Below are 13808 nucleotides of genomic sequence, written 5' to 3'. Positions count from 1 at the left end.
GGGGCTACATCATCGAGGACCCTCGGCACTCCCCGTGCCGGGGGTTTTCGCCGTTACGGGACGCCGCGCCCTGTTCATGGCCCGCTGCGCGGGCGTGAATCCGGTTGGGGCTACATCATCGAGGACCCTCGGCACTCCCCGTGCCGGGGGTTTTCGCCGTTACGGGACGCCGCGCCCTGTTCATGGCCCGCTGCGCGGGCGTGAATCCGCTGAACAGTCCCTCTCGCTCGCATCCGACTCCCTGGACGGGCGCCTCCCACCTGTCTACGTTGTAGACAATATCTACGATGTAGACAAGAGAGGGCGAGATGCGGGAGTTCGTATCCGTGCCGGGTGCCAGGCTGTACACCGAAAGCGCGGGGGAGGGGCCGGCTCTTCTGCTCGTGCCGGGAGGGGGAGGCGACGCCGGCATGTACGAGGCGGTCGTCGCGCCACTGTCCCGCCGTTTCACCGTCATCACCTACGACCGGCGGGGCAACTCGCGCAGCCGGCTCGCCGATCCCGCCGCGCCCACCTCGGTGGCCGAGCAGGCGGACGACGCCGTCGCCGTGCTCGGCCACTACGGCGTCGAGCGCGCGTACGTCTTCGGCAGCAGCGGCGGAGCGATCATCACTGTGGAGATGGTGGCGAGGCACGCGGACCGGCTGCTCGGGGCCGTCGTCCACGAGCCGCCGCTCGTACAGATCATCCCGGGCGGCCCGGAGAGCGAGAGCATGCGCCGGCTCCAGCGCGTCGCCCGCAAGGGCCTTATGCGCGGCTGGGTGGCCTTCGCGACCATGACCATGCCCCGGGCGCCCGCGTTCCTCCTGTCCCCGGCGGGCCGGCTCGTCGCCGCCGGGGCCCTTCGGGTGGGCATGGCCGTCCTGCCGGTCGTACGGCGGGTGCGGGGCGGGGAGCCCGGCGGCATGGTGCGTCTCCTCGGCAACACCCGGCGGCTGCTGCGGGTGGAGCTGCCCGCGTTCGTGGACGAGTACGAACCCGACCTGGCCGCGTTGCGCCGGGCTCAGGTGCCCTGGTGCGCGGCCACCGGACGGGACAGCGTGGGACGCCCCTACCATCGGCCCGCGCAGGTCCTCGGCGAGCTGGTCGGCGTACGATGCGAGGAGTTCCCGGGCGGGCACGTCTCCTACCAGGAGAGGCCCGACGAGTTCGTCCGCACGCTGACCGAGATCCTGGACGGGTTTTCCCCATGACCGACACGGGCGGCACGGTGGAGGGCAGGCCGGTGCGGCCGACCCTGAGCCACGCCTACATCGTCGCCGTCGCGCTCGCCCTCATCGACCGGGCGGGACTGGACAAGTTCTCGATGCGCAAGCTCGGCGCCGAGCTCGGCGTCGACGCCATGGCCGTCTACCGCTACTTCTCCGATCAAGAGGCGCTGTTCGACGGCGTCGCGGAGGCGCTGTTCGACGAGCTCGACGTGGACTCCCTGCCGTGGGAGGCGTCGTGGCGCGAGCTGACGACGGAGACGGCCCTCCGGATGCGGCACGCCCTGTTGCGGCACCCGCACGCCGTGACGATCTTCGCGACCCGGCCCGTACGGTCGGCGGCGGCCATCTCGTGCGGCGACCGTGCCGTCGCCGTCCTGTGCGACGCGGGCTTCACTCCGGTGCTGGCGGTCCAGGCGGTCCGGTGCGTCCAGGAGTTCACCGTGGGGCACGTGCTCGCCCTCACCGCCGCACAGCTGGGCGGGCTGCGGCGCAGCAGGAAGCCCGCTCCGGGCTCTGCCGGCTACAACCTCCTCGCGCTGGGCGCGGACGGGGCCGGGCGCGGCGACCACTTCGAAACGGGCCTGACGGCCCTGCTGGACGGCTTCGAGCGTCTTGCCCGCTGACCCGCCGGCGGTCGCTCCGCTCTGACGCTGTGGAGGGCGCGCACATGCCGCGCCTACGCTGGGAAGTAAGCGTACGAGGGTGGTGAACGCGATGACGCGGGCACGGGAGGTCATGGACCAGATGGGGCGTTGCTTTCGACGCCCATGACGTGGCCGGTGCGATGCTGCTGTTCGCCCCTGGGTGCGCTCTCGTCAGCCCCGAGGGCACGGCGGACGGACGTGAGGAGACCGCTTCGGTCCTGATGCGGTACTTCACCGCCTTTCCGGACCACCGCCGGTCGGTCTGGCGCACGATCGATGTCGGCGACTGCGCGGTGAACGAGGTCACACTCACCGGCACGCACAAGGGCCCCCTGCTGCTGCCGGACGGCGAGGAGGTGCAGGCCACCGGGCGGCGCATCTATCTACGCTGCTGCGAAGTCCTTACGCTCGAGAACGGGCTCGTGATCAGCTACCAGGTCTACTTCGACCAGTTGGAGCTGCTCGCGCAGCTCGGGCTCTACCCGCCGCCCGCCGCCTAGAAGTGCTGGGCGTCGGCGTCGTCGCAGGAGATGGTGAGCACGCCCTCTATCTCGGCCAGCCTGCCCGTGAGGTCCCCGATCGAACCGGGGCCGTGGAGCAGCAGGGTGACCGTGACCGTGCCGGTGTCCCGGCTCCGGCCGGGCTGATCGAGCGACAGTTCGTCGACCACGAAACGGCGGCCCGTGCACTCGGCCAGGGCCTGGCGCAGCACGCCCCGGCCGTCCAGGTACGACAGGCGCAGCCGCGACTGCGCGTGCTTCGAGCGGGGGAGCCGGGCCGCCAGCGGGGTGAGCCCCAGCATCACGACGAAGTTCCCCACCGTGGCCACGACGGCCAGCAGCCACAGGCCCGCCCCCGCGGCCATGCCGACTCCGGCGGTGAGCCACACGGCGGCGGCCGTGGTCAGCCCCTTGACCGCGTCACGGCGTACGAAGATCAGCCCGCCGCCGATGAAGCCGATGCCGGAGACGATCTGGGCGGCCACCCGGGACGGATCGAGCGCCACGGAGTCGCCGAGGACGTCGGAGAAGCCGTACTTGGAAACGAGCATGAACAGCGCGGCGCCGAACCCCACGAGCGTGTGCGTGCGTAACCCAGCGCTCTTCTGCCGGATCTCCCGCTCCAGTCCGATGGCCGCCGACAGCACGAGCGCGATGGCGAGGTCCACGGCCGGCTGCCACCACGCCACAGGGCTCACCATGAGTGAGGTCGGCGTCACGCGACCAGACTAAGTCCGTACGCCCGGGCCGGTCATCCTGTCGTGACCGCGGTGGCGGCGAGGCCGGGACGGACACCACCGTCCCGGCCCGGGCGGGGGACCGCTAGCGTCCCGACCGCGCCTTGAACAGCGCCCGCTTGGCGGCCTTGACCACCTGCTTGTCCGGGTGGGTCTCGCCGATGAGGTCGAGCAGTTCCTCGATGTGGGGGTGGTGGACCTTCCAGATCACGTCCAGCAGCCCGATGAGCGTCTGGGCCGGGCCGATGTCGTGCAGGCTGGACACGAACTCCGGCCGGCCGAGCCCGGCGGAGATCGTCCACATGTCGAGGATGAGCCAGTGCGTGTCCGCCTGGGTCGGCTCCGGCGCGTCCTCGACGTCCATCTGGGTCAGGTGCGTCGCGGCGTACGGCCGCAGCGAGGGCTCCTTCAGCGCCTCCTGCCAGGCCGGGACGGCGGCCTCGCCCAGCGAGCCCACCAGGCTGGCGGCCTGCACCCTGACGAGGGCGTCGGACTCCTCCTCGGCGGCGGCTTCGAGCAGCTCGGAGGCGGCCCGCGCCGGGTCGCGCAGCGCGAGCCAGGCGGCGAACTCCTCGTCGGCCTCCTCCTCGGACATGTCGGCGCTGAACGACAGCAGGTCGAGCGCGGTCATGGCGTCGATGGCGGGCCGGGCGTCGATCTCGATGTCCTCGTCGTCCAGCAGGTGGACGAGGCCCTCCGCGCCGAGCGGCGTCAGGGTCACCGCGTCTCCCTCGACGGTGGCCATGCCGTATCCGGTCAGCCAGGCGAGCACGGGGGCGAGCGGGTCGCCGGCCGCGGCCCAGGCGTCGGCGCCCAGGTCGTCGTACTCCGCCGCGGCCTCGGCCAGCTCCTCGCGCAGCTCCGGCACCCGCCGCGTGCCGCCGGCCAGCAGCACGCGGATCAGCAGCGCGCGGGTGAGGCCGGACAGGGCAAGTGTGAGGTCGTCGTCGTCGAGTTCCGGGTCGCCGTAGTCGAGTGAGTGGAGGCCGAGCATCCAGGCGTCCAGGACGTCGTCGTCGTCCTCGAAGGGCCAGGCTTCGGTGTCGGAGTCCACGCTGACCGTGTCGTCGCCGTCGGGGGCGAGGAACTCCAGGTCGATCGCGAGGTTCCACAGGTTCCAGATGTTGCGCGCGTCGGGCAGGCCGACGGCGCGCACCGCCTCGTCCACCTCGCTGTCGGTGAGCAGGGTCTCCTCGCCCACCTTGCGGCCGGTGCCGACCCACAGCGCCAGGTCGCGGGCCTGCGCGATGAGCGTCACCCGGCGGGCGGCCTCGGCCAGCTCGGTGTCGGGCCGCAGCCGGATCGTGGGCAGGGCGCCGATCTCGTCGGCGAACGGCTCGAAGTCGCCGAGGCCCTCGTCGGACTCGCCCTCGTCGAGCTCGTCCTCCTCCTCGTCCCAGTCGCGCTCGGCGATGGTGTCCTCCATCGCGTCCACGAAGTCGTCCTCGACCTCGTCCAGCTCGGCGAGCAGGGTCTCCAGGGAGTCCGAGCCCGGCGAGAGCCGGCCGGTGGACGACAGGAACGTCAGGTACGCCCGGACCGCGGGGATCATGCCGTCGGCCGCGGCGTCGGGGTCCTCGACCACCTGGGGCATGCGCTCCAGCAGGACCGTGCGCAGGTCGCCGCGCTTCCACAGTCCGACGTCGGCGCGGGCGATCAGGCGGTGCCACAGGGCGACGGGTCCCACGAGATCGGGGTCGCTGCCGGGTGCGTTGTCCGGCGCCCAGAGGATGAATTCTTGGAGCAGGGGACGCAGTTCAGCGGCGGCTGCCTCGATGCGGTCTGTCACCCCGCCAGCCTAGTGCCGCGACCGCCAGGATTTGCCCGGAAGGAGCGGTGTCCAGAGTGGTGCATCGCAAGGCGGCGGAGCTCGTAGCGGAGCCTACGAGTGATCTTCCCGGGCCCCGCGGAGATTCTGAGCTTGCCAGGAATCTTCGTGGGTGGGGCGACAACGCGGCGAGGTGCCGCTCTGGGCCCGCGACGGGGCAGAGATCGGCGGGAGGGGCGCCAGGGCTATCGGGACACCGCACTCCAGTCAGTTCGCGCGCCGCATGGCTTCGGTTATCCGCTCGGCGGCGGCGACGACGGGGGCGGCGTGCATCCGGCCGGGCGTACGGGTGAGCCGCTCTATGGGGCCCGACACGGAGACCGCGGCGATCACCTTGCCGCCGGCGCCGCGGATGGGCGCGGAGACGCTCGCCACGCCCTGCTCGCGCTCGCCCACGCTGTGGGCCCAGCCCCTCCTGCGTACGCTCGCGAGCGTGGCGGCGGTGAACTTGGCGCCGCGCAGGCCGCGGTGCAGCCGGTCCGGCTCCTCCCAGGCGAGCAGGATCTGCGCGGCGGACCCCGCGGTCATCGGCAGCGCGGAACCGACGGGGACGGTGTCGCGCAGCCCGCTGGCGCGCTCGGCGGCGGCCACGCAGACCCGCTCGTCGCCCTGGCGCCGGTAAAGTTGAGCGCTCTCCCCGGTGAGGTCGCGAAGGTGGGTGAGCACCGGCCCGGCGACGGCCAGCAGCCGGTCCTCGCCCGCCGCCGTGGACAGTTCCGACAGGCGGGGGCCGAGGATGAACCGGCCCTGCGTGTCGCGGGAGACGATGCGGTGGTGCTCCAGCGCGACGGCCAGCCGGTGCGCCGTCGGCCTGGCCAGGCCGGTCGCCTGGACGAGCTGTGCCAGGGAAGCGGGGCCCGCCTCCAGGGCGTTGAGTACGAGAACCGCCTTGTCGAGTACTCCGACCCCGCTAGAGTTGTCCATACCCCGATACTGCCGTCTCGCCATACGAGATGCAAACGCAATGTTGGGATTCACCATATACAGTGTCCATATCCCGATATCTCCGTCTCATCATGAGAGACACGACCGGGGGTCTGAACGCGAGGAGGCGTCACAAACCATGGGTCGCACACTGGCTGAGAAAGTCTGGGAGCAGCACGTCGTACGCCGTGCCGACGGCGAGCCCGACCTGCTCTACATCGACCTGCACCTCATCCACGAGGTGACCAGCCCGCAGGCCTTCGACGGCCTGCGCATGGCCGGCCGCACCGTGCGCCGCCCCGACCTCACGATCGCGACGGAGGACCACAACGTCCCGACCGTGCTCGGGCCGATCTCCGACCCGGTGTCCCGCACGCAGGTCGAGACGCTGCGCAAGAACGCCGCGGAGTTCGGCGTCCGCCTGCACCCGATGGGCGACGCCGGTCAGGGCGTGGTGCACATCATCGGCCCGCAGTTCGGGCTCACCCAGCCGGGCATGACGATCGTCTGCGGCGACTCGCACACCTCGACCCACGGGGCGTTCGGCGCCATCGCGTTCGGCATCGGGACCTCCGAGGTCGAGCACGTGCTGGCCACCCAGACGCTGCCCGCCTACCGACCCAAGACGATGGCCATCGAGGTCAAGGGCGAGCTGCCGGTCGGCGTGACCGCCAAGGACCTGATCCTGGCGATCATCGCGAAGATCGGCACCGGCGGCGGCCAGGGCTACATCGTCGAGTACCGGGGCGAGGCCGTGCGCAAGCTCTCCATGGAGGGCCGCATGACCGTCTGCAACATGTCGATCGAGGCAGGCGCCCGGGCGGGCATGATCGCCCCGGACGAGACCACGTTCGAGTACCTGCGCGGCCGTCCCCACGCGCCCACCGGGGAGGCCTGGGACCGCGCGGTGGAGTACTGGAAGACGCTGCGCACCGACGACGACGCCGAGTTCGACAAGGTCGTGGAGATCGACGCCTCGGCCCTCACACCGTTCGTCACCTGGGGCACCAACCCGGGCCAGGGCGCGCCGCTCGGCTCCGCCGTGCCGTCGCCCGAGCAGTTCGCCGACCCGGTCGAGCGGTCCGCCGCCGAGCGGGCGCTGGAGTACATGGGCCTGACCGCGGGCACGCCGCTGCGTGACATCCAGGTGGACACCGTCTTCGTCGGCTCCTGCACCAACGGCCGCATCGAGGACCTGCGCGCCGCCGCCGAGATCCTGCGGGGCCGCAAGGTCGTCACCCGTACGCTGATCGTCCCGGGCTCCATGGGGGTCAAGAAGGCGGCCGAGGAGGAGGGCCTGCATGAGGTCTTCAAGGCGGCCGGGGCCGAGTGGCGCGAGGCCGGCTGCTCGATGTGCCTGGGCATGAACCCCGACACGCTGAAGCCGGGCGAGCGCAGCGCCTCGACCTCCAACCGCAACTTCGAGGGCCGCCAGGGCAAGGGCGGGCGCACCCATCTCGTGTCGCCGCAGGTGGCGGCCGCGACCGCGGTGACCGGCCGGTTGACCGCCCCCGCCGAGCTCTGACCCCGCCCGCCTCAGTCCAGGAAGAGACATCATGGAAGCGTTCACCACTCACACAGGCCGGGCCGTGCCGCTGCGCCGCAGCAACGTGGACACCGACCAGATCATCCCGGCGGTCTGGCTCAAGCAGGTCAGCCGTACGGGCTTCGAGAAGGGTCTGTTCGCCGCCTGGCGCGAGGATCCGTCGTTCGTGCTCAACGACCCCGCGTACGAGGGCGCCACGATCCTGGTGTCCGGGCCGGACTTCGGCACCGGCTCCTCGCGTGAGCACGCCGTCTGGGCCCTGCAGCAGTACGGCTTCCGCGTCGTGATCGCCTCGCGCTTCGGCGACATCTTCCGCAACAACTCCACGAAGATGGGCCTGCTGCCGGTCATCCTGCCCGAGGACGTCGTCAAGCAGCTGCAGGACGCGGCCGAGGCGGACCCGACGACCGAGATCACCGTGGACCTGGTGGAACGCCAGGTGCGCTCGGGCGACCTGGTCGTCCCGTTCGAGATCGACGACTACACCCGCTGGCGGCTGATCGAGGGCCTCGACGACATCGGGCTGACCCTGCGTCACGCGGACGCCATCGAGGAGTACGAGAATGGACGGCAGCCATGGCTGCCGACGACCGTCTGAACGACCCTCAGACCGGAGATGAGCTGCTGGCGCGGCGACTGCGTGATGCGCATCGCCGCGTCAGAGCGTTAGCCTTACCACAGGAGGAGCAGGCCCGCCTGGCGCGACGGCTGCTTGCTATCTGTGACGTGGCAAAGCGGGACATAGCCCATGCGGCCGCCCGGCTGGACGCCTTCATCGCCTATCTGGACGGCACATTCGACACGCCGAGCAGGCGAAACATGCCCCCCGGTGATTGAAGTCCCGCGACCTCGTCCCCTAATTTCAAGCGCGTAAGGGGGAGGAAACCGAAATGAACAAGAAAGAACTCGTCGACGCGATCACTGATCGCGTCGGTGACAAGAAGACGGCGACCGAAGCCGTCAACGCCGTCCTCGACGCCATCCAGAGCGCTGTCGCGAGCGGGGACAAGGTCTCGATCACCGGCTTCGGCGCCTTCGAGATGGTGCACAAGCCGGCTCGTACGGCCCGCAACCCTTCCACCGGCGATCCGATCAAGGTGGAGGAGAGCTGGGCGCCGAGGTTCCGCCCCGGCGCGGATTTCAAGGAGCAGGTCAACGCTGGTGGCAAGGCTGCCAAGAAGAAGTAGCCGGCCCCACCGGTACCAGTGGACGGCGCTCGGAGCCCCCGGGCGCCGTTCGTCGTTTCCCGGCCCGGTGCCGCCTGCCGTACGAGAGCTCGGACCCTACCTTTGACCTGCGCAAACGTGTGTACTCTCAAGTGAGCGAGTCGAGGGGGCGGATGCGGGGGACCCACCGATCGCGTGCATACGGTTCGACCGGGGGACAACGCAGTGCAAGTCGACCAGAAACGTGAGTCCGGCCGGGTGGCGCTGGAGGTGTTCGACAGGGCGCCGGTCGGAATCCTGGTGACGCGGGGGGAAGAGCACCGGCTGCTCTACACGAACGACGCCCTCAGGGCGATGTTCGGGGACCGGCCGGCCGGGGCACCGGTCCGGGAGTCCTTCGGCGACGACCTCGGTCCGGATCTTCCCGGCATCCTCGACGAGGTCCTGGCGACCGGGCGGACCCTGTGCGCCGACCAGGTCTCCGTGACCGCGGCACGTCCCGGTGCCGCGCCACGCGAGCGCCTCTTCCGGGTGAGCCTTTCCAGGATTCCCCTGCAGAGCGGCGAACGCGGACTGCTGGCGGTGGTCCAGGAGGTCACGGCGCAGGTCGTCGCCAGGCGGCGGGTCCGCGCCGTCGGCAAGGAGTTACGCCGCCTGCGGCGCCGTTACCAGAGCATGATGTGGGCGGGCGCGGAGATGGTGTGGGTGACCGGCCCGGAGGGAGAGGTCAGGGAGGTGAGCCAGGGCTGGCAGCGCCTGTCGGGACAGACGTTGGAGGAGAGCCGCGGTTACGGCTGGCTGCGTGCCCTGCATCCCGAGGACCGCGAGCGGGCCCTGGAGGCCTGGGGCCGGGCCACCGAACTGGCGACGCCGATCTGGGAGCAGGTCTTCCGCGTCGCGGGCTCCGACGGCGTCCACCGGCACATCCGCTTCCGGGCCGTGCCCGTGTACGAGAACGGCGCGGTGGTGGAGTGGGTGGGCGCCTCCGCCGACGTCGAGCAGGAGTGGCAGGAGGAGCGGCGCCGCCGGCTGCTGGACCGGGTCGCGGCGGCGGCGACCGACATCACCAACCTGGAGGAGATGTGCCGGGCGATCGCCGACGTGATCGTGCCGGAGCTCGCCGACGCGTGCCACGTCTACCTGCTCCCCGAGTCGAGCAGCAGTCTCCCGAACGCGCCGATCGTCGCCGAGCGCGTGGCCGCCGCCGTGCGCCCGGGCCTGCCCGCGCCGCCGCCGCGGCGTAAGGAGTATCACCCCGTCGACGGCGGTTTCGTCCGGGCGGTACGGCGGCGCGCCCCCGTCCACGCGTCCTTCCCTCCCGGACGTCCCCCGTTCCCCTGCGCCGGCAAGGTCACGGAGTGGCTGGCCGAGGCCCGGTCGCACAGCATGGCCATCCTGCCGATCGTCGTCGAGGGCGAGGTGGCGGCGGTGGTCGCGACCGCCGTGAGCGCGGATCGCGCGCCGATCACGCCGGACGACGTCCGCCTGATGCGGCAGATGCTCGACCACACGCACGACGCGATCAGCAAGGCCCTGCACTTCCGCCGAACCCAGCGGGTGGCGCTGGCCCTGCAGCACAGCCTGCTGGCCGAGCCGCCCCACGTCCCCGGGCTGGAGCTCGCCGCCCGCTACCAGGCGAGCCCGACCGCCGCCGAGATCGGCGGGGACTGGTACGACGCGTTCCTGCTGTCCTGCGGCGCCGTCAACCTGGTCATCGGAGACGTGGCCGGGCACGACCTCGCCGCCGCCGTGTCGATGAGCCAGGTGCGCAACCTGCTGCGGGCGCTCGCCGTCGACCGCGAACTCGAGTCGCCGGCCGACGTCCTGCGGCGGCTGAACGGCGCCCTGGAGACCCTTGACGGCGAGAGCACGGCGACCTGCGTCCTGACCCGCCTCGAAAGAGCCGGAGACGGCATGTGGCGGGTGGTGTACTCGACGGCCGGGCACCCGCCGCCGTTGCTGGTGACCGGCGACGGACAGGGCCGCTTCCTCCGGGACGCGGGCAATCCCCTTCTCGGCCTGCGTCACGGGCGGCCGTGGACCAGCGCGGTGGAGACGTTGCCGCCGCACAGCACCCTGCTGCTCTACACCGACGGCCTCGTCGAGCGGCGGGGAGAGGATCTCGGCGACGGGCTCGAACGGCTGCGGCGGTGCGCGGAGCCGCTCGCCCGCGAACCCCTGGACCGGTTCTGCGACGAACTGCTCACCGGCATGCCGGTGACGGGAGAGGACGACGTCGCCATGATCGCGCTGCGCGTGCCCTCGCCCGCCGGCGTCTCCTTGTGATCTTCAGGGCCCCTCCGGCATGCGAGATCGCTTCGAGGCGCTGTACCGCGCCTGCTATCCCGCGGTGCACCGCTACGCGCTACGCCGTACCGAGTCGGTCGACGACGTCGCCGACGTGATCGCGGAGACCTTTCTCGCCGCGTGGCGGCGAATGGACGACATCCCGGACGGGGATGCGGCGCTGCTGTGGCTGTACGGCGCGGCCCGCCGCGTGCTGGCCAATCACCGGCGCGGGCAGTCGCGCCGCAGTGCGCTGGCCGAGCGGCTGCGTGACGAATCGGCCCTGCGTCAGGAGGCTCCCGCGCCCCTCGATCACCATGCGGAGAGGATCCGCGCCGCTCTCGCCCTCCTGAGCCCGGCCGACCGGGAGGTGCTCGCCCTGTCCGCCTGGTGGTGGCCGTGCCGCTGTTCGGCGGCACGCAGAACGCGGCGTACGCCGTGGTGGAGCAGGCTGACGGCACCATCCAGGTGATGGTCAAGGAGTTCCGGGAGCCGGACGAGCTGGAGGCCAAGATCGAGGCCGCCGGCATCCCGGCCGACGTGACGTTCACCGAAGCGGGCAAGCGGTGCGCTCCCGGCCGCTTCGCCGGCGCGGACCTGGCCTACGACCCGCCGGACACCGCGAACATGACCGAACAAGAGCGCAGGGAGTTCGACAAGCCGGAGAACTGGCGCTCCCGCGACGCCGCCCGGCCCATCGACCGGAACACCTTCGTGATCTCCCCCAAGTACATCCGCCCGGGAGAGACGCTGGTGCTGGAGTTCCGGCCGGGCAACCACCCGGGGCCGGCCTGGACGCTCGGCACCTACTTGGCCAAGGCGGGCAGCCCGATCGCGCCCTGCACACTCGTGGACGCCCAGTCCGATGAGGCGTCGGTGAAGGAGATGACCACGGCCCACGGGTGAGCATGCCGGCTGGTCGGAGCGGCGGGGAGTTTTTTGACGCGCATCCGTGTCAAGACCAAGAAGGTCGCTCCGACCAACCGGTGGAAGGGCCCGGCGGAGGTCCGCACACCACGGAGGAGAACGAGATGAAGTTCCTGATCAGCATGCATATCAACCCGGCCGTGCTGGACGCGCTGACCGACGAGGAGAGGGCGGCGATCGGCGAGGGGCACGGCAGGTTCATCGAGGCGCTGAAGCAGTCCGGCGAGCTGATCAGCACGCAGGCGCTGGCCGACCCGTCGCAGGCCGCGGTGGTGTCCGTGCGCAACGGCCAGCCGGTGGTCACCGACGGACCCTTCCTGGAGTCCAAGGAGTACCTGGGCGGCTTCTATCTGATCGACTGCGAGGACAAGGACCGGGCGATCGAGCTGGCGGCGCGGATCCCGGACGCCGCGATCGAGGGTCTCGGGATCGAGGTGCGGCAGGTCATGTTCGCCGACGGACAATTGGAGGCATGACGGCACCGGTCGCCGAGGACCTGCTGCGTGAGCTCACGCCGCAGGTCCTCGGCGCGCTGGTACGGCGGCACGGCCGGTTCGAGGACTGTGAGGACGCGGTGCAGGAGGCCGTCCTCGCCGCCGCCGTGCAGTGGCCGGCCGAGGGAATGCCGGACAACCCGCGCGGCTGGCTGACGACCGTCGCGTCCCGGCGGCTCATCGACCAGATGCGCAGCGACCACGCCCGCCGGGAGCGGGAGGCGGCGACGGCCGCCGACGTGGGGCCGGAGGACGTGCCGGCCACCGACGACACGCTCGTCCTGCTCTTCCTGTGCTGCCATCCCACGCTGACCCCGGCCACCCAGACCGCCCTGACGCTGCGGGCGGTCGGCGGCCTGACCACCGCCGAGATCGCCCGGGCGTTCCTGGTGCCGGAGGCCACGATGGCGGCCAGGATCAGCCGGGCCAAGCAGCGCGTCAGGGCCGCCGGCGGCTCGTTCGTCCTGCCGCACGGCGCGGAACGCGAGGAGCGGCTCCAGGTCGTCCTGCACGTGCTCTACCTGATCTTCAACGAGGGCTACACCGCCTCGTCGGGCCGCGAACTGCACCGCGCCGACCTCGCGCACGAGGCGATCCGGCTGACCCGGATGGTGCACGCCCAGCTGCCCGGGGACGGCGAGGTGGCCGGGCTGCTCGCGCTGATGCTGCTGACCCACGCCCGCCGGCAGGCCCGTACGACGGCGGCCGGTGACCTGGTGCCGCTGGACGAGCAGGACCGCGCGAAGTGGGACCGCGGGCTGATCGACGAGGGCGTCGAGCTGGTGAAGGCGTCGCTGGCCGGTCCGGCGCTGGGGCCCTACCAGCTGCAGGCCGCCATCGCCGCCACGCACGCCGACGCGGCCACGGCCGAGGAGACGAACTGGCCGCAGGTGCACGCCCTTTACCTGATCCTGGAGCGGATCGCCCCCAACCCGATGGTCACCCTCAACCGGGCGATCGCGCTCGCCGAGGTCGAGGGCCCGGCGGCCGGGCTGGCCCTGCTGTCCACGCTGGACGGCGACGAGCGGATGGCCGGGCATCACCGGCTGCTGTCCGTACGCGCGCATCTGCTGGACCAGACCGGCGACACGGCCGGGGCGTACGAGCACTACCGGCGCGCCGCGAAGGCCACCGCCAGCATCGCCGAGCAGCGCTATCTGGAGTCCCGGGCCGGTCGGCTGAGGACCAGGTCATAGCCCGGCCCGGCCTTCTGCTGGTGACGGGTGCCAGTCGCGGCACGGCGCCGGGAAGTCAGGGCGCCGGGAACTCAGGGCGCCGGAAACTCAGGGCGCCGGAAACTCAGGGCGTCGGGAACGTGGAGAGCGTCACGTAGGTGACGCGGCCGTCCGCCATGACGAGCGCGACCCGCTGGCCGGGGCGCAGGTGCCGCAGCGGGCCGGCGTCGAACGCCTCGCCCTCGAAGGGGACCCGGGTGCCGTCGTCGAGGAAGACCCAGCCCGAGCGGGTCGCGGGATCGAAGCTCTGCACCGTCGCCTGCACGGCGCAAGCCTACCCCTGCCGGTCCGCAAATCCTTTGACTGGCTA

The 13808-nt window shown here is 71.5% G+C and carries 15 protein-coding genes and 1 pseudogene; 12 read left to right on the top strand and 4 right to left on the bottom strand.

The features are described from left to right. The first annotated feature begins 308 nt into the window (after positions 1-308). From AB0J39_RS08665 to AB0J39_RS08655, 3 genes and pseudogenes are all read left to right on the top strand, one after another. Positions 309-1193, top strand: a complete 885-nt coding sequence (locus AB0J39_RS08665) for an alpha/beta hydrolase (RefSeq protein ID WP_363462798.1) — start codon at positions 309-311, stop codon at positions 1191-1193. Beyond that, positions 1190-1834, top strand: a complete 645-nt coding sequence (locus tag AB0J39_RS08660) for a TetR/AcrR family transcriptional regulator C-terminal domain-containing protein (protein ID WP_363462797.1) — start codon at positions 1190-1192, stop codon at positions 1832-1834. The genes AB0J39_RS08665 and AB0J39_RS08660 overlap by 4 nt, the downstream gene beginning before the upstream one ends. 131 nt (positions 1835-1965) lie before the next feature. Continuing rightward, positions 1966-2355, top strand: a pseudogene (locus AB0J39_RS08655) (ester cyclase); the annotation flags it as partial. Here the strand turns inward: AB0J39_RS08655 and AB0J39_RS08650 are convergent. The 3 genes from AB0J39_RS08650 to AB0J39_RS08640 all read right to left on the bottom strand — a co-directional run bounded on the left by AB0J39_RS08650 (position 2352) and on the right by AB0J39_RS08640 (position 5844). Then, the gene (locus tag AB0J39_RS08650; protein WP_363462819.1) at positions 2352-3056 is read right to left on the bottom strand and encodes an MgtC/SapB family protein; all 705 of its coding nucleotides are present in this window, start codon (positions 3054-3056) and stop codon (positions 2352-2354) included. The pseudogene AB0J39_RS08655 and the gene AB0J39_RS08650 sit on opposite strands and share 4 nt — an antisense overlap. A 121-nt stretch (positions 3057-3177) precedes the next feature. Next, positions 3178-4881, bottom strand: a complete 1704-nt coding sequence (locus tag AB0J39_RS08645; protein WP_363462796.1) for a hypothetical protein — start codon at positions 4879-4881, stop codon at positions 3178-3180. 246 nt (positions 4882-5127) lie between these two features. Further along, a complete protein-coding gene (locus AB0J39_RS08640) occupies positions 5128-5844 on the bottom strand; it encodes an IclR family transcriptional regulator (protein WP_030506070.1) in 717 nt (238 codons plus the stop codon). 139 nt (positions 5845-5983) lie between these two features. Between AB0J39_RS08640 and leuC the strand changes: the two genes are divergently transcribed. The 9 genes from leuC to AB0J39_RS08595 all read left to right on the top strand — a co-directional run bounded on the left by leuC (position 5984) and on the right by AB0J39_RS08595 (position 13459). Beyond that, positions 5984-7369, top strand: a complete 1386-nt coding sequence (gene leuC, locus AB0J39_RS08635; RefSeq protein WP_363462795.1) for a 3-isopropylmalate dehydratase large subunit — start codon at positions 5984-5986, stop codon at positions 7367-7369. Positions 7370-7400: 31 nt separating this feature from the next. Next, complete coding sequence (gene leuD, locus AB0J39_RS08630; protein WP_363462794.1) at positions 7401-7988, top strand: 3-isopropylmalate dehydratase small subunit; 588 nt, start codon at positions 7401-7403, stop codon at positions 7986-7988. Beyond that, positions 7967-8227, top strand: a complete 261-nt coding sequence (locus tag AB0J39_RS08625; RefSeq protein WP_079312744.1) for a hypothetical protein — start codon at positions 7967-7969, stop codon at positions 8225-8227. Before leuD ends, AB0J39_RS08625 begins: the two co-directional genes overlap by 22 nt. 53 nt (positions 8228-8280) lie before the next feature. After that, positions 8281-8577: an HU family DNA-binding protein gene (locus tag AB0J39_RS08620; RefSeq protein ID WP_142562214.1), complete on the top strand. Its 297-nt coding sequence runs from the start codon at positions 8281-8283 to the stop codon at positions 8575-8577. 204 nt (positions 8578-8781) lie between these two features. After that, positions 8782-10842: a SpoIIE family protein phosphatase gene (locus AB0J39_RS08615; RefSeq protein WP_363462793.1), complete on the top strand. Its 2061-nt coding sequence runs from the start codon at positions 8782-8784 to the stop codon at positions 10840-10842. Between the two features lie 19 nt (positions 10843-10861). Beyond that, the gene (locus AB0J39_RS08610) at positions 10862-11314 is read left to right on the top strand and encodes an RNA polymerase sigma factor (RefSeq protein WP_363462792.1); all 453 of its coding nucleotides are present in this window, start codon (positions 10862-10864) and stop codon (positions 11312-11314) included. Beyond that, a complete protein-coding gene (locus AB0J39_RS08605) occupies positions 11242-11748 on the top strand; it encodes a hypothetical protein (RefSeq protein ID WP_363462791.1) in 507 nt (168 codons plus the stop codon). The genes AB0J39_RS08610 and AB0J39_RS08605 overlap by 73 nt, the downstream gene beginning before the upstream one ends. A 125-nt stretch (positions 11749-11873) precedes the next feature. Further along, the gene (locus AB0J39_RS08600; RefSeq protein WP_363462790.1) at positions 11874-12245 is read left to right on the top strand and encodes a YciI family protein; all 372 of its coding nucleotides are present in this window, start codon (positions 11874-11876) and stop codon (positions 12243-12245) included. Next, on the top strand, positions 12242-13459 hold the full coding sequence (locus AB0J39_RS08595) for a DUF6596 domain-containing protein (RefSeq protein WP_363462789.1): 1218 nt from the start codon (positions 12242-12244) through the stop codon (positions 13457-13459). Before AB0J39_RS08600 ends, AB0J39_RS08595 begins: the two co-directional genes overlap by 4 nt. 103 nt (positions 13460-13562) lie before the next feature. Here AB0J39_RS08595 and AB0J39_RS08590 read toward each other — a convergent pair whose 3' ends face one another. Next, a complete protein-coding gene (locus AB0J39_RS08590) occupies positions 13563-13763 on the bottom strand; it encodes a hypothetical protein (protein WP_363462788.1) in 201 nt (66 codons plus the stop codon). Positions 13764-13808 lie beyond the last annotated feature (45 nt).

It is taken from the genome of Microbispora sp. NPDC049633, from assembly GCF_040675265.1.
Taxonomy (GTDB): Bacteria; Actinomycetota; Actinomycetes; order Streptosporangiales; family Streptosporangiaceae; genus Microbispora; species Microbispora maris.
This window is presented reverse-complemented; position numbering and strand designations above follow the sequence as displayed.